At 67.4% G+C, this 14,878-nt stretch carries 17 protein-coding genes; 9 read left to right on the forward strand and 8 right to left on the reverse strand.

Going from position 1 to position 14,878, the window contains the following annotated elements; genetic code table 11:
• The first annotated feature begins 2 nt into the window (after positions 1-2).
• From ACNFBT_RS20615 to ACNFBT_RS20635, 5 genes are all read left to right on the forward strand, one after another.
• Positions 3-785 (forward strand): SDR family oxidoreductase, encoded by a 783-nt coding sequence (locus ACNFBT_RS20615; protein ID WP_275607285.1) that lies wholly within the window; start codon positions 3-5, stop codon positions 783-785.
• 1 nt (position 786) lies between these two features.
• A complete protein-coding gene (locus ACNFBT_RS20620) occupies positions 787-1,245 on the forward strand; it encodes a MaoC family dehydratase (RefSeq protein WP_416752520.1) in 459 nt (152 codons plus the stop codon).
• A gap of 163 nt (positions 1,246-1,408) precedes the next feature.
• Positions 1,409-2,611: an acetyl-CoA C-acyltransferase gene (locus tag ACNFBT_RS20625; RefSeq protein WP_416752522.1), complete on the forward strand. Its 1,203-nt coding sequence runs from the start codon at positions 1,409-1,411 to the stop codon at positions 2,609-2,611.
• On the forward strand, positions 2,608-2,994 hold the full coding sequence (locus ACNFBT_RS20630; RefSeq protein ID WP_416752664.1) for a nuclear transport factor 2 family protein: 387 nt from the start codon (positions 2,608-2,610) through the stop codon (positions 2,992-2,994). The genes ACNFBT_RS20625 and ACNFBT_RS20630 overlap by 4 nt, the downstream gene beginning before the upstream one ends.
• Positions 2,991-3,425, forward strand: a complete 435-nt coding sequence (locus ACNFBT_RS20635) for a nuclear transport factor 2 family protein (protein WP_416752524.1) — start codon at positions 2,991-2,993, stop codon at positions 3,423-3,425. Before ACNFBT_RS20630 ends, ACNFBT_RS20635 begins: the two co-directional genes overlap by 4 nt.
• Positions 3,426-3,774: 349 nt before the next feature.
• Here ACNFBT_RS20635 and ACNFBT_RS20640 read toward each other — a convergent pair whose 3' ends face one another.
• The gene (locus ACNFBT_RS20640) at positions 3,775-4,245 is read right to left on the reverse strand and encodes an SRPBCC family protein (protein WP_416752526.1); all 471 of its coding nucleotides are present in this window, start codon (positions 4,243-4,245) and stop codon (positions 3,775-3,777) included.
• Positions 4,246-4,249: 4 nt separating this feature from the next.
• Entirely contained in the window at positions 4,250-5,020 is a 771-nt protein-coding gene (locus ACNFBT_RS20645; RefSeq protein ID WP_416752528.1) for an SDR family oxidoreductase, read from the reverse strand.
• A 560-nt stretch (positions 5,021-5,580) separates the two neighbouring features.
• On the opposite strand from ACNFBT_RS20645, the gene ACNFBT_RS20650 reads away from it, so the two are divergent.
• From ACNFBT_RS20650 to dmpG, 4 genes are read left to right on the forward strand one after another with little or no spacing between them, the layout of a single operon-like run.
• The gene (locus ACNFBT_RS20650) at positions 5,581-6,408 is read left to right on the forward strand and encodes an alpha/beta fold hydrolase (protein WP_416752530.1); all 828 of its coding nucleotides are present in this window, start codon (positions 5,581-5,583) and stop codon (positions 6,406-6,408) included.
• Positions 6,405-7,196 (forward strand): fumarylacetoacetate hydrolase family protein, encoded by a 792-nt coding sequence (locus tag ACNFBT_RS20655; protein ID WP_416752532.1) that lies wholly within the window; start codon positions 6,405-6,407, stop codon positions 7,194-7,196. Before ACNFBT_RS20650 ends, ACNFBT_RS20655 begins: the two co-directional genes overlap by 4 nt.
• A 9-nt stretch (positions 7,197-7,205) precedes the next feature.
• Complete coding sequence (locus ACNFBT_RS20660; RefSeq protein ID WP_243807799.1) at positions 7,206-8,114, forward strand: acetaldehyde dehydrogenase (acetylating); 909 nt, start codon at positions 7,206-7,208, stop codon at positions 8,112-8,114.
• A gap of 11 nt (positions 8,115-8,125) precedes the next feature.
• Positions 8,126-9,160, forward strand: coding sequence for a 4-hydroxy-2-oxovalerate aldolase (gene dmpG / locus ACNFBT_RS20665; protein ID WP_416752535.1), 1,035 nt, complete (start codon positions 8,126-8,128; stop codon positions 9,158-9,160).
• 76 nt (positions 9,161-9,236) lie between these two features.
• Here the strand turns inward: dmpG and ACNFBT_RS20670 are convergent, their stop codons facing one another.
• From ACNFBT_RS20670 to ACNFBT_RS20695, 6 genes are all read right to left on the reverse strand, one after another.
• Positions 9,237-10,724: a DHA2 family efflux MFS transporter permease subunit gene (locus tag ACNFBT_RS20670; protein ID WP_416752666.1), complete on the reverse strand. Its 1,488-nt coding sequence runs from the start codon at positions 10,722-10,724 to the stop codon at positions 9,237-9,239.
• 71 nt (positions 10,725-10,795) lie between these two features.
• The gene (locus tag ACNFBT_RS20675) at positions 10,796-11,920 is read right to left on the reverse strand and encodes an HlyD family secretion protein (protein ID WP_416752537.1); all 1,125 of its coding nucleotides are present in this window, start codon (positions 11,918-11,920) and stop codon (positions 10,796-10,798) included.
• A gap of 12 nt (positions 11,921-11,932) precedes the next feature.
• On the reverse strand, positions 11,933-12,397 hold the full coding sequence (locus ACNFBT_RS20680; protein WP_416752539.1) for a winged helix-turn-helix transcriptional regulator: 465 nt from the start codon (positions 12,395-12,397) through the stop codon (positions 11,933-11,935).
• 163 nt (positions 12,398-12,560) lie between these two features.
• Positions 12,561-13,253, reverse strand: coding sequence for an amino acid ABC transporter permease (locus ACNFBT_RS20685; RefSeq protein WP_416752541.1), 693 nt, complete (start codon positions 13,251-13,253; stop codon positions 12,561-12,563).
• Between the two features lies 1 nt (position 13,254).
• Positions 13,255-13,968, reverse strand: a complete 714-nt coding sequence (locus ACNFBT_RS20690) for an amino acid ABC transporter permease (protein WP_416752543.1) — start codon at positions 13,966-13,968, stop codon at positions 13,255-13,257.
• Between the two features lie 84 nt (positions 13,969-14,052).
• Positions 14,053-14,859: an ABC transporter substrate-binding protein gene (locus ACNFBT_RS20695; protein WP_416752545.1), complete on the reverse strand. Its 807-nt coding sequence runs from the start codon at positions 14,857-14,859 to the stop codon at positions 14,053-14,055.
• Between the last annotated feature and the right edge of the window lie 19 nt (positions 14,860-14,878).

The following is a 14,878-nucleotide window of genomic DNA, read 5'->3' on the forward strand; positions in this document are numbered from 1 at the left end:
CCATGCTCAAACCCGAATACGTATCCGGCCGCGGCCTGCTGCGCGGCAAGTCGGTGCTGATCACGGCCGCCGCGGGCGCCGGCATCGGCTTCTCCGCCGCACTGCGCGCCGCCGAGGAAGGCTGCCGCGCGCTGATGATCAGCGACATCCACGAGGGCCGCCTGAACGAAGCCGTCGAGCGCATCCGCCAGGCCTGCGGGCTGCAGGCGGTGTACGGGCAGGTCTGCAACGTCACCAACGAGGAGCAGGTGCGCGCCCTGGTGGCGGCCGCCGAGGAACGCCTGGGCGGCGTCGACGTGCTGATCAACAACGCAGGCCTGGGCGGCTCCCGCTCGCTGGTGGAAATGACCGACGAGGAGTGGAACCGCGTCCTCGACGTCACCCTCACCGGCACCATGCGCATGACCCGCGCCATGCTGCCGTACATGATGGAGCGCCGCGCCGGCGCCATCGTCAACAACGCCTCGGTGCTCGGCTGGCGCGCCCAGAAGGAGCAGAGCCACTACGCCGCGGCCAAGGCCGGGGTGATGGCGCTGACCCGCTGCGCTGCCGTGGAAGCGGCCGAGCACGGCATCCGCATCAACGCGGTGAGCCCGAGCATTGCGCTGCACGACTTCCTGCGCAAATCCGCGCCGCAGGAACTGCTGGACAAGCTGGCCGCCAACGAAGCCTTCGGCCGTGCCGCCGAGGTCTGGGAAATCGCCAACGTGATGATGTTCCTGGCCAGCGACTACAGCTCCTACATGACCGGCGAAGTGCTGTCGGTCTCCAGCCAGAGGGCCTGACATGGCGCGCATCTTCGAGCATCCCCAAGAGCTGCTGGCCTGCGTCGGCGAAGTCCTCGGCGAGAGCGACTGGCTCACCGTCGAGCAGTCGCGCATCGACCAGTTCGCCGAAGCGACCGGCGACCACCAGTGGATCCACGTCGACCCCGTGCGCGCGGCCAGCGGCCCCTACGGCACCTGCATCGCCCACGGCTACCTGACGCTGTCGCTGGTCAACCTGTTCCTGCCGCAGATCGTCGAGGTGCGCGGCATTTCCATGGGCGTCAACTACGGCTGCGACCGTGTGCGCTTCCCCAACGTGGTCAAGGCCGGCACCCGCGTGCGCGGCCGCGCTGAACTGGTCGCCGCCGAGGCGGTGAAGGGCGGCGTGCAGTCCACCGTGCGCGTCAGCGTCGAGATCGAGGGCGAAGAGCGCCCCGGCTGCGTGGTGGACACCATCAGCCGCTATTACCCCGCATAACGGGCTCTTCGTAGGAGCGAGCTTGCTCGCGAACTGGCCTCGCAGCGGGGCTGTTCGCGAGGCCGAATCCGTTCCCGACGGATCTCGGCATTCCCCACATCCATGTGGGTCACAAGCTCGCTCCTACAAGGGTGCCAACCCAGAACAACCGAAGGAACCCATCATGAGAGAAGCCGTAATCGTCTCCACCGCCCGTACCGCCATCGGCAAGGCCTTCCGCGGCGCCTTCAACGACACCGAGGCCCCTGCCATGGGCGGTGCGGTGGTGGCCGAGGTGGTCCGTCGCGCCGGCATCGAGCCGGGCGAAGTGGAGGACGTCATCATCGGCGCCGCCGCGCAGCAGGGCACCCAGGCGTACAACCTCGGCCGTCTTTGCGGCATCGCCGGCGGCCTGCCGTCGAGCGTGGCCGGCATGGCGGTGGAGCGCCAGTGCGCCTCCGGCCTGATGAGCATCGCCATCGCCGCCAAGTCGATCGTCTGCAACGAGCTGGACATCGCCGTGGCCGGTGGCCTGGAGTCCATCTCGCTGGTGCAGAACAAGCACAAGAACGCCTACCGCAACCAGTCCCAGGCGGTGCTGGAGCGCGACCCGGCGGCCTACATCCCGATGATCGAGACCGCCGAGATCGTCGCCGCCCGCTACGGCATCAGCCGCGAAGCCCAGGACGCCTACTCGCTGCGCAGCCAGCAGCGCACCGCCGCCGCGCAGCGCGATGGCCTGTTCGCCGACGAGATCCTGCCGATGCACGCGCAGCGCCTGGTGTTGGACAAGGCCACCGGCGAAAGCCGTCACGAATCCGTGCTGATCGACCGCGACGAATGCAACCGCGCCGATACCACCCTGGCCAGCCTTGCCGCGCTGGAGCCGGTATGGCAGGGCGGCCAGTGGACTGGGGCGGGCCAATTCATTACTGCCGGCAACGCGTCGCAACTCTCCGACGGCGCCTCGGCGTCGCTGCTGATGGAGGCCCGCGACGCCGAACGCCGTGGCCTGCAGCCGCTGGGTATCTATCGCGGCCTGGCAGTGGCCGGCTGCAACGCCGACGAGATGGGCATCGGCCCGGTCTTCGCGGTGCCCAAGCTGCTCAAGCGCCATGGCCTGAAGGTGGACGACATCGGCCTGTGGGAACTCAACGAAGCCTTCGCCTGCCAGGTGCTGTTCTGCCAGGACAAGCTGGGCATCCCCGACGAGCGCCTGAACGTCAACGGCGGCGCCATCGCCATCGGCCATCCGTTCGGCATGTCCGGTGCGCGCATGGCCGGCCACGCGCTGCTCGAAGGCCGCCGTCGCGGCGTGCGCTACGTGGTGGTGAGCATGTGCATCGGCGGTGGCATGGGCGCGGCCGCGCTGTTCGAGGTGGCCTGATGGACGCCCAACTGGTCCGCCGGCGCATGGCGCGCTACGTGGAGCTGGTGGATGCCGGCGATATCGACGGCATCCTGTCGCTCTACGCCGATGACGCGGTGGTCGAGGACCCGGTGGGTGCCAAGCCCCTGGTCGGGATCGAGGCCATCGCCCGGTTCTACCGCGAGGGTCTGGGCCGCGCCGAGGCCAGCGCCCAGCTCACCGGGCCGGTGCGGGTCACCGGCAACGGCTGCGGGGCCATGCCGTTCCGCGTCGACCTGAACTGGAAAGGCGAGCCGTGCAGCCTGCATGTGATCGATGTGATGGAATTCGACGCCCACGGCCGAATTCGTTCGATGAAAGCCTACTGGGGAGACCTCAACGTGGAACGGAGACCGGAATGAACCTGGAACAACGTGTCGAGCGCCTGGAGGCGCTCGAAGCCATCCGCCAGCTCAAGCACCGCTACCTCAATGCCTGCGACCTGAAGGACGTGGACGCGATCCGCGCCTGCTTCGTCGGTGGCGAGGTGCTGATCGACTACGGCCCGCTGGGCGTGTTCCGTGACCGCGAGCCGTTCCTGGCGCTGTACCAGGAACTGGCCTGCGTGCCGCGGGTGATCGACCTGCACCATGCGGCCAACCCGGAGATCGAGCTGGAGGACGCCGACAACGCCAGCGCGCGCTGGGCCCTGCATTACCAGAACCGCGACGGTGAGACCGGTGCCACCCGCCAGCTTGGTGGCTTCTACCAGGATCGCTACCGGCGTGTGGACGGCCAGTGGCGGATCGTCGAGACGATCTTCCGTGGGCATTTCGAGGTGGCGCGGGACTGACCGTCGGGACATGCTTTTGTTCTTCGTGGGAGCGAGCTTGCTCGCGAACCCAGGCCCCGCGGCGAGGTTTGTTCGCGAGCAAGCTCGCTCCTACAGGAAGCCGGCGGCCATAGTGCACGGGCAAACGGCGTATAACGCGGAGCGTTATACGCCCTACGGGAGTTCAACCTTGGCGTAGGGCGTATAACCGTTCGCGGTTATACGCCGATACACCCAACCCATCGTCAACTCCGAGGTTGAGCGGGGCGCCCGTAGGAGCGGACTCCGTTCGCGATCCGGGCCGGGCGCAGGGCTATCGCGGACGGAGTCCGCTCCTACGCACAGTCCATCTCACGGACGACATTCAAGGTCAGCCAGCGTAATCCGGATTCTGGCTCTTGCCCGTCTCGTAGAACGCCTTGAGGTTCACCGCGATCTTCGCCACGGTCTTCTTCAGCGCACCGGCCAGCAGCCATTCGCCAAAACGCCCGCCGCGCAGGTCGCCATCCAGGCTCAGGCTCAGACGGGTGCGACCGCCGCTTTCGGGATGCAGCGCGTAGCGGAAGCTGGCTTCGCGGAAGGGGAAGGGCGGTCCTTGCTCGGCGCGGTGCAGGCGCAGCACCAGCCCTTGGCCTTCGCGCCATTCGACCACGCTTTCGTCGAGGAAGCCGCGCTTCATCAGCACCCGACGGCTGGCGCCCAGCCCGTCGCGCGGGCCGGGGTGGAATTCGCAGCCGGTCAGGCCGGGCACGTAGTGCGGGGCCAGGCTCAGATCGCGCAGACGGGCCCAGGCGGCCTCCGGGTTGAGGTCGAGAATGAGTTCGTGACGGGCGCTGAGCATGCTCTTACCCCTGCGCCGCTTCGAGGAAGGCCGGACGCTCGCCGCCGCCGTGCACGGCGATTTCGGCGCCGCTGACGTAGGAGGCCATCGGCGAGGCCAGGTACAGGCAGGCATCGCCGATATCGCCCGGCTCCGCCAGGCGCCCCAGCGGAATGGTATCGGCCACGCGTTGCACGCCCTCTTCATTGCCGTAATGCAGGTGACTCTGTTCGGTGCGGATCAGGCCGCCGATCACGGCGTTCACCCGCACCTTCGGCGCCCATTCCACCGCCAGCGAACGGCCCAGGTTGAGCAGCCCGGCCTTGGCCGCGCCATAGGCGGCGGTGCCGGGGGAGGGGCGCACGGCGCTGACGCTGCAGATGTTGACGATGGCGCCGCCGCCGGCCTGCTTCTGCATGCGCTGGTTGGCCAGCTGGCAGAGGTTCAGCGGGGCCAGCAGGTTGAGGCGCACGATGGCCTCGGAGAAGCGCGGCGAGGCCTCGGCCGCATCCGCATAGGGCGCGCCGCCGGCATTGTTGATCAGCACGTCGAGGCGCCCGTGGCGCTCGTCGATGGCGGCCATCAGCGCCTGCAGTTGCTCGAAGTCGCGCACGTCGCAGGGCACGAACCCGGCTTCACGCCCATTGTGGCTGGGCAGCTGTGCCGGGGCTTCGCGTCCGCAGATCACCACCTCGGCGCCCTGTTCCAGGAAACGCTGGCTGATGCCCCGGCCAACGCCCTTGCCGCCGCCGGTGACCAGTACCACCTGGCCGCTGAAATCCAATGCTCGTGTCATGTCCGCTCCTCGATGGGGAAGGCTTCCAGCCTAGGTGCGACGGCCTCTCGCGCCCACGTCCGAAGGGACTAGGGACGGCGCCTCGGTTCGATCATGGTGTTGGCGGTAAGTGAGGTGTATCGGCGTACAACCGCGAACGGTTGTACGCCCTACGTTAGCGGCGAGCTGGGCGTTGGCCTGCGGCCCCCTCACCCTAACCCTCTCCCGGGGGGAGAGGGGACTGGCATCGCATCCGGCGAACGCTATGCCTCCCGGCAACGCCGAACGGCCCCCTCTCTCTGAGGGAGACGACTGCATGGATGCAGGCGTAGGGCGTATAACGCTCCGCGTTATACGCCGTTTGACCTTCGCCACACTTCGCTCGGTGCCGGCCCAGGCGTGAATGGGCCGATCTTGCGTAGGAGCGGACTCCGTCCGCGATCCAGGCGCGGCAGCTGAACATCGCGGACGGAGTCCGCTCCTACGAAAAGCAGCAATTCCCCCGTAGTCCTCTCGGACGATGTGGCCCCCGCCAAGGCGCCCGAATAATCCCGGCACATTCCCCTCCCTGGAGCGACGCCATGGCCGCCTTGCCGCAAGGGCACTTCGTCACCCTCAATGACGGACTCCGATTGCATTACCTGGACAACGGCAGCGGCGCCCCCGTGCTGTTCATCCATGGCAGCGGCCCTGGCGCCAGCGGCCACAGCAACTTCAAGCTGAACTACCCGGAATTCGCCGCCGCCGGTCACCGCGTGCTGGTGCCGGACCTGCCCGGCTACGGCGTCAGCGACAAGCCGGAAACCGACTACACCCTCGACTTCTTCGTTGACGCCATGTTCGGCCTGCTCGATGCGCTGGACATCGCCCGTTGCACCCTGGTGGGCAACTCCCTGGGCGGCGCCATCGCCATCAAGATGGCCCTCGACCAGCCGCAGCGCATCGCGCGCCTGGTGCTGATGGCGCCCGGTGGCCTGATGGAGAAGGAGCAGTATTACCTGCAGATGGAAGGCATCCAGAAGATGGGTGCCGCCTTCGCCAACGGCGAGCTGAACGACGCCGCCGGCATGCGCCGCCTGCTCTCGCTGCAGCTCTTCGATGCCTCGCAGATCAGCGACGAGACGGTCAACGAGCGCGTCGCCGTGGTGCTGGAACAGCCGCGCTGCGTGCTGACCCGCATGCAGGTGCCGAACCTGGCCGGGCGCGTGGCCGAACTGTCCTGTCCGATCCTCGGTTTCTGGGGCATGAACGACAAGTTCTGCCCCGCCAGCGGCGCGCAGACGCTGATGGACGCCTGCCGCAACATCCGCTTCGTGCTGCTCAGCGAGTGCGGGCACTGGGTGATGGTCGAGCACCGCGCGGTGTTCAACCGCGAGGTCCTGGCCTTCCTCGGGGAGGACGCGGCATGAGCGAGGTTCTCCAGCGGCAGCACGCCGACGAACTCTACGCCGCCCTGGTCGAGGGCCGCACCCTGGCGCCGCTGACCGAGCGCTGGGCGCAGATCGGCATCGAGGACGCCTACCGCATCTCCCAGCACATGCTGCAACGGCGCCTGGCCGACGGCGACGAGCTGGTGGGCAAGAAGATCGGCGTCACCTCCGAGGCCGTGCAGCGCATGCTCAACGTGCACCAGCCGGACTTCGGTTTCATCACCCGCAAGATGTGGTTCGCCAACGGCGCCGACATCTCGCTGTCGGAAAACCGCCTGATCCAGCCGCGCGCCGAAGGCGAGATCGCCTTCCGCCTGAAGAGCGACCTCAAGGGGCCCGGCGTCACCGAGGCCGACGTGCTGGAGGCCACCGAATGCGTGATGGCCTGCTTCGAGATCGTCGACTCGCGCATCCACGACTGGAAGATCCGCATCCAGGACACCGTGGCCGACAACGCCTCCTGCGGCGTGTTCGTGCTCGGCGAGGTTGAGCGCGACCCGCGCGAGCTGGACCTCCCCAACCTGCGCATGCGCGTGCGCAAGAACGGCGTGCAGATCAGCGAAGGCCTGGGCTCCGCGGTGCAGGGCAACCCGCTCACCGCCGTGGCCTGGCTGGCCAACACCCTGGGCGCCTTCGGCATCCCCTTCAAGGCCGGCGAAATCATTCTCTCCGGCTCGCTGGTTCCACTGGAGCCGGCGAAAGCGGGCGACCGTTTCGAACTGGACATCGACGGCCTGGGCAGCGCCCAGGTGTCCTTCCGTGCATAGGAGTCATCCATGAGCAAGAAACTCAGGGCCGCGATCATCGGCCCCGGCAACATCGGCACCGACCTGCTGATGAAGATGCGCAGGTCCGAATGGATCGAACCGGTCTGGATGGTCGGCGTCGACCCGTCTTCCGACGGCCTGGCGCGCGCCCGTGAATTCGGCCTGAAGACCACCTCGGACGGCGTCGACGGCCTGCTGCCGCACGTGCTGGACGACGACATCCGCATCGCCTTCGATGCCACCTCCGCCTACGTGCACGCCGAGAACAGTCGCAAGCTCAATGCGCTGGGCGTGATCATGGTCGACCTGACCCCGGCCGCCATCGGCCCGTTCTGCGTGCCGCCGGTGAACCTCGCCGAGCACGCCGGCAACCTGGCGATGAACGTCAACATGGTCACCTGCGGCGGCCAGGCCACTATCCCGATGGTGGCGGCGGTGTCGCGGGTGCAGCCGGTGGACTACGCCGAGATCGTCGCCACCGTGTCCTCCCGTTCGGTCGGCCCGGGCACGCGCAAGAACATCGACGAATTCACCCGCACCACCGCCGGCGCCATCGAGCAAGTGGGCGGCGCGAAGCAGGGCAAGGCGATCATCGTCATCAACCCGGCCGAGCCGCCGCTGATGATGCGCGACACCATCCACTGCCTGACCGCGACCGCGCCGGACCAGGCGGCCATTCGTGCCTCGGTGCACGAGATGATCCGCGAGGTGCAGCGCTACGTGCCGGGCTACAAGCTGATCAACGGCCCGGTGTTCGATGGCAACCGCGTCTCGGTGTACCTGGAAGTGGAAGGCCTGGGCGACTACCTGCCCAAGTCCGCCGGCAACCTCGACATCATGACCGCCGCTGGCCTGCGCACGGCCGAGATGTTCGCCGAACAAGCCCACCAGGGCGCCCTGCAACTGCCGGCCCGCTAAGGAGAATCACCATGAACCTGCAAGGTAAGAAGGTCCGCCTGCACGACATGAGCCTGCGCGACGGCATGCACGCCAAGCGCCACCAGATCAGCCTGGAGCAGATGGTTTCCGTGGCCACGGGCCTGGACGAAGCCGGCGTGCCGCTGATCGAGATCACCCACGGCGACGGCCTGGGCGGCGCCTCGGTGAACTACGGCTTCCCGGCCCACACCGACCGCGAATACTTCGAGGCGGTGATTCCCAAGCTCAAGCAGGCCAAGGTCTCGGCGCTGCTGCTGCCGGGCATCGGCACCGTCGAGCACCTGAAGATGGCGCACGGCTGTGGCGTGTCCACCATTCGCGTGGCGACCCACTGCACCGAGGCGGACGTCTCCGAGCAGCACATCGGCATGTCCCGCGAGATGGGCCTGGACACCGTGGGCTTCCTGATGATGGCGCACATGGTCAGCGCCGAGCAGCTGCTGGAACAGGCGCGGCTGATGGAAAGCTTCGGCGCCAACTGCATCTACTGCACCGACTCGGCCGGCTACATGCTGCCCGATGAAGTCAGCGAGAAGATCGGCCTGCTGCGTGCCGAGCTGAAAGCGAACACCGAGGTCGGCTTCCACGGCCACCACAACATGGGCATGGCCATCGCCAACTCCCTGGCGGCCATCGAGGCCGGTGCTGCGCGCATCGACGGCTCGGTCGCGGGCCTGGGCGCCGGCGCCGGCAACACCCCGCTGGAAGTCTTCGTCGCCGTGCTCAAGCGCATGGGCGTGGACAGCGGCGTGGACCTGTACCGCATCATGGACGTCGCCGAGGACCTGGTGGTGCCGATGATGGACCACCCGATCCGCCTCGACCGCGATGCGCTGACCCTGGGCTATGCCGGTGTGTACAGCTCCTTCCTGCTGTTCGCCAAGCGCGCCGAGGCCCGCTACGGCATCTCCGCCCGCGAGCTGCTGGTGGAGCTGGGGCGCCGTGGCACCGTGGGCGGCCAGGAAGACATGATCGAGGACCTGGCCTTGACCATGGCCGCCAAGGCCGGTCTGCTGCCGACCTGAGTTGAGGTAACGACGACAGGGTGATTCCCGAGTGATCGGGGATCACCCTGTTTTCATTTCCGGCACTGCTCCGTGATCAGTGGGCGTCGGCCGACGGCTGCGACGGCGGGGCGATCTTGTGCATCAGCGGGATCAGCAGCAGCGTGACCGCGAAGCACACGCCGATGATCAGGAAGGCGTCGGAGAAGGTCATGGTCTGCGCCTCGCGGAAGGTCAGGTTCCACAGCTGCCGCAGGGCCTGCTGGCTGACTTCCCCGGCCGCGTTCCAGTGCGGCGCCAGCCAGTCGCCGAGTGCTTCGTTGCGTGCGTTGAGGTGTTCGGCCAGGCGCAGGAAGTGCAGGTTGGTGCGGTCGTTGAGCACCGTGGCGCACGCCGCGATGCCGATGGCGCCGCCGAGGTTGCGCATCAGGTTGAACAGCCCGGAAGCCAGTTTCAACCGTGCCGGCGGCAGCGAGCCGAGCGCCAGGGTCACGGTGGGCGCCACGCTGAATTGCTGCGCCATGCCGCGCAACGCCTGCGGCAGCATCAGCTGGGCGGCGCCCCAGTCATGGGTGAGGGAAGAGAACTCCCACATCGACAGGGAGAACATGCCCAGGCCCAGCGCCAGTATCCAGCGCAGGTCGAAACGCTTCGCCAGGGCCGCGTAGAGCGGGATGCTCATCACCTGGAAAATGCCCGTGGAGAACACCGCCAGGCCGATGTCCAGGGCGCTGTAGCCGCGCACCCGGCCGAGGAACAGCGGGGTCAGGTAGATGGTGGCGAAGATGCCGATGCCGGTGACGAAGGAGAACAGGCAGCCCAGGGCGAAGTTGCGTTCCTTGAGGGCACGCAGGTCGACGATGGGGTTCTGCGAGGTCAGGCTGCGGGCGATGAAGGCCACGCCGGTGAGGCCGGAGATCCAGGCGGTGGCGAGGATGGTGTCGTCGCTGAACCAGTTCCACCGGGGGCCTTCCTCCATGGTGTATTCCAGGCAGCCGAGGAACACCGCCATCAGCAGCATGGCCGGGTAGTCGGCGCCTTTCACCAGCGACCAGTCAGGCTTGTCGATGCGCACCATGATCGGCACCACGACGGTGACGAACAGGCCGGGCACCAGGTTAATGTAGAACAGCCAGGGCCAGGAGGAAATGTCGGTGATCCAGCCGCCGACCACCGGGCCGAGCGTGGGCGCCAGCGAAGCGATGGCACCGATGGTGGCGGCCACCACCACGCGCTGCTTGCCGTCGAAATACATGAAGCCGGTAGTGAACACCATGGGGATCATCGAGCCGCCGAGAAAGCCCTGCAGTGCGCGGAAGGCGATCATGCTCTGGATGTTCCAGGCCATGGCGCAGAGCAGGCTGGTGAGGGTGAAGCCCAGGGCCGAGGCGGCGAACAGCCAGCGGGTGGACATCACCTTGGACAACCAGCCGGACAACGGGATGACGATGATCTCGGCGATCAGGTAGCTGGTCTGCACCCAGGCGGTATCGTCCGCGCCCGCCGAGAGGCCGCCGCCGATGTCGCGCAGCGAGGCGGAGACGATCTGGATGTCGATCAGGGCGATGAACATGCCCACGCACATGCAGGCGAAGGCGATCACCTTCTGCCGGGTGGACAGGCTCTCGACCGGTACCACCTCATCCGACCAGAAGTTCACGGCCGCAGCTCCTGGGCTACACGCGGGTCGGCCTCGTGGCGCTGCGCGCGCGTGTCCACCTCGACCACCACTGAGAGACCGGGACGCAGGTCACCCAGTTTGCCGTCCTCTGCGTCGAGGTAGACGCGCACCGGCACGCGCTGGACGATCTTGGTGAAGTTGCCGGTGGCATTCTCCGGCGGCAGGATGCTGAACTGTGCGCCGGTGGCCGGCGCCAGGCTGTCCAGGTGGCCGTGGAAGACCTTGCCCGGCAGGATGTCGGCCTCGATGGTCACCGCCTGGCCGGCCTGCATATGCGCCAACTGGTCTTCCTTGAAGTTGGCGTCCACCCACAGCCCTTGCGCGGGCACCACCGCGAGCAATTGGGTGCCGGCGGCGACATAGCCGCCCACCCGGCCACGGCGGTTGCCGATATAGCCGTCCACCGGCGCGCGCAGCTCGGTGTAGCCCACGTCCAGTTGGGCCCGGTCACGCTCGGCGACAGCCTGCTCCAGGGCGGCCTGGGCCTGCTGGCGCTGGCTCTGGATCACGTCCAGCTGCCGGCGCGAGGCGAGCAGCGTGGCGCGCGCCTTGTCGCTGTTGGCGCGGGCGGTCTTCCAGCTGGCGTCGGCGCGCTGCGCGGCCTCCACCGAAACGGCATTGGTGCGCACCAGGGTGGCGTAGCGGCGCTGGTCGTCGCGGGTGCGGGTTTCCTCGGCGCTGGCCGCGTCGATTTCCGCCTGGCTCTGGCGGATCAGCGCGTCCTGCAGCGCCGCCTGTGCATCGACGTTGATCAGCAGCGCCTGTTCGGCATGCACCGCGCCTTCGGCCTTGGCCAGCGCCGCGCGGTAATCGCGGTCGTCGATGCGCGCCAGCAGGTCGCCGGCGTGGACGAACTGGTTGTCGCTGACTTTCAACTCGGTGATGTAGCCGGCCACGCGCGGGCTGATGACGGTGACGTCGCCCCCGACATAGGCATCGTCGGTTTCTTCCAGGAAGCGGGTGTCGAGCCACCAGTGGCCGGCATAGGCGGCGACGCCGAGCAGCGCCGCGCCGGCGATGGCCAGCTTGAGGGCCTTGCGGGACTTGGGTTTGGCCGTGTCGGCGGCCGGGGTGACGACAATGCTGGCGGGCTGGTTCATGGCGGCTACCGTTCAGGCGTGGGTGGGGGAAAGCGGGGCGCCGTCGCGACGGCGAATCTGGTGCTGCGGCCCGATGGGCTCGCCGCTGCCGGCGTCGACCAGCACGATCTGCACCGGCTGGCCGTTGCGCGTATCGATCAGCTGCACGGCGTCCGTCAGGTGGGCGGCGTGGCGCTTGCCCCACTGCAGCAAGGTGAGGATCACCGGGCGCAGGTCGCGGCCAGCGTCGGTGAGCAGGTACTCGTAGCGCGGCGGGTGGTCGTTGTAGCGACTGCGCGCAAGCAACCCACTGTCGACCAGGGCGCGCAGCCGGCGGGTGAGCACGTTGCTGGCGATGCCCAGGTGGGCGCTGAACTGCTCGAAGCGGCTGGAGCCATAGAAGGCTTCACGCAGGATCAGCACGTTCCAGCTGTCGCCGACCAGATCCAGGGCCTGGGCGACGGGGCAGGGCATGTGGTCGAAGCGGCTTCTGCGCATGGCGGTCAACCTCTTTTGGATTAAGGTCGTCATCTAATCTGGGCGCTCTGTAACGGCCTCTGCATAGCGGAGGGCAAAGCGCTTCGGCTAAATATTATGGTTGTAATCTAATCTGGTGACTTGCTTTGCGCAAGTGACTCCGGCGACAGGAGACGAACGGCGTTCAGCCGGCCCTGCGGTAGTCCGGCGTCAGCCGCGCCAGCAGCGCGGCGGCGAGGTCCAGCGCCGAGCACAGCACGAAGTAGAGCAGGGCGACAAACAGGAAGACTTCCGTAGGGTGCACCATCACCCGGTTGCTCACCTGGGTGGCGACGAAGGACAGCTCGCCAACGCCGATCACATAGGCCAGCGAGGTGTCCTTGATCAGCGAGACCCACTGGTTGAGGAAGGACGGCAGCATGATCGGCAGCGCCTGCGGCAGGATGACCAGGCGCAGCACCTGCCACGGGCGCAGGCCAAGGGCACGGGCGGCGTCCCACTGGCCATTGGGCAGGCTCTCGATGCCGGCATGCACCGAGTGCGCGAGATAAGCCCCGCCGATCAGCGACAGCGCGCAGACCACGGTGCCTAACGCCGGCACGTCGATGTGCAGGACGATGGGCAGCAGGAAGTAGGTCCAGAAGATCAGCATCAGCACCGGGATGGCGCGGAAGAATCCGAGGAACGCCACCAGCACCAGGCGCGGCCTGCCGCGCAGCACCGAGAGCGCGATGCCTAGCGCCAGCCCGAGAACCGCCGAGGCGATGCCGGAGGCCAGCGCGAGGATGACCGTGAGCGCGGCGCCACCCAGCGGGCCGTCGGGATAGGCGCCGAGGAGGAAGTAGGACAGGTTGTCCTGGATGACGGAGAAGTCCATGTCAGGCTCCCTGGCGGTAGCGGCGGGTCTGCTGGAGTGCCTGGCCCAGCGCCTCGATTAAGGCGATGGCGCCGATGTACAGCAGGGTGGCGATGCCGAAGGCCTGGAAGGTCTTGAAGGTCTGCGTCTCCACCTGGCGCGAGGCGTAGGACAGCTCGGCCAGCCCGATGGCCATGGCCAGGGAGGAGTTCTTCAGCGCGTTCATGTATTGCCCCATCAGCGGCGGCAGCGCGGTGCGCAATGCCTGCGGCAGGATCACCCAGCGCCACACCTGCAGCGGACGCAAACCCAGTGCCATCCCGGCTTCGCGCTGTTGCGGGCTGACCGAGGCGATGCCGGCGCGGAATTCCTCGGCGATGAAGGCGGAGGTGTAGAGCGTCAGGCCCCAGGCGGCGGCGAGGAACTCGAAGGACGGCCAGCTCAGCCCGCCCAGCCCATGGGGCGTGTTGAGCCAGACCACGAACTCTTCCGGCAGCAGCGCCGGCACGCCGAAGTACCAGAAGAACAGCTGCACCAGCAGCGGCGTATTGCGAAACAGCGCGAGATAGGCTCGCGCCGGCCAGGCCAGCCAGCGGGATTTCGCCTGCCGCGCCACGGCCAACGGCGCGCCGAGCAAGGTGGCAAATGCGCAGCAGAACAGGGAAATGCCGAGGGTGAGCAGGAAGCCGTCGAGCAACCAGCTCAGATAGGTTTGGGCGAGCAGTTCGCCGAACATCGGAAGGTTTCCATCGTGCAGGGGGAGAAACAGCAACGCCCCACGGTACGTGGGGCGTGCGGTAGTGCGGTACTGGCGGCGGGATCAGCTCTTGTCGCCGATCTTGTAAAGGCGCGACAGGGGCGTCTTGGTGTCCGGGCCGAACCAGGTGTCGTAGATCTTCTGCGCCTGACCCTTGGCCTCCAGGTCCTTCAGGCTCTGGTTGACGAACTCGGTCAGGGCCGTCTCGCCCTTGGGAATGCCGACGCCGATCAGGTCATTGGAGATGGTGAAGGGCGGCACTTCGTACTTGTCCTTGTCCGGCACGTTGGCCAGCAGGCCGATCAGCTTGGGGCCGTCCTGGGTGATGGCCTGGACCTGGCCGTTGCGCAGGGCGGTGAAGGCGAAGGGGGTGTCGTCGTAGGCGATGACCTTGGCGCCGGGGAATTTCTCCCGCAGCACGCCTTCGTTGACCGTGCCCTTGTCCACGCCGACGCGCCATTTGTTCAGGTCTTCCGGCGATTTCAGGCTGCCTTTCTTGACGATGAACTGCTGGCCGGACGAGAAGTAGGGGATGCTGAAATCCACCTGCTGGGCGCGCTCGGGGGTGATGGTGAAGTTGGCCAGCACCAGGTCGACCTTGTTCGCGGTCAGCAGCGGAATGCGGTTGGCCGGGTTGGTCGGCAGCACCTGCAGCTTCACCCCCAGCTTGTCGGCCAGGGCCTTGGCGTAATCCACGTCCAGGCCTTCGATCTGCTTGCTTTTGGCATCGACGAAGCCGAACGGCGGGTTGCTGTCGAAGGCGGCGACGCGCAGTACGCCGGCTTTCTTGATGTCTTCCAGGCGGTCGGCGTGGGCCAGGCCGGAGAGTATGGCCAGGGCGAGGGCGGTAACGGCAGTGAGTTTCTTCATGGACTTCCAGCTCCTTTCG

This window comes from Pseudomonas sp. NY15181 (assembly GCF_048068055.1).
Lineage (GTDB): Bacteria > Pseudomonadota > Gammaproteobacteria > Pseudomonadales > Pseudomonadaceae > Pseudomonas.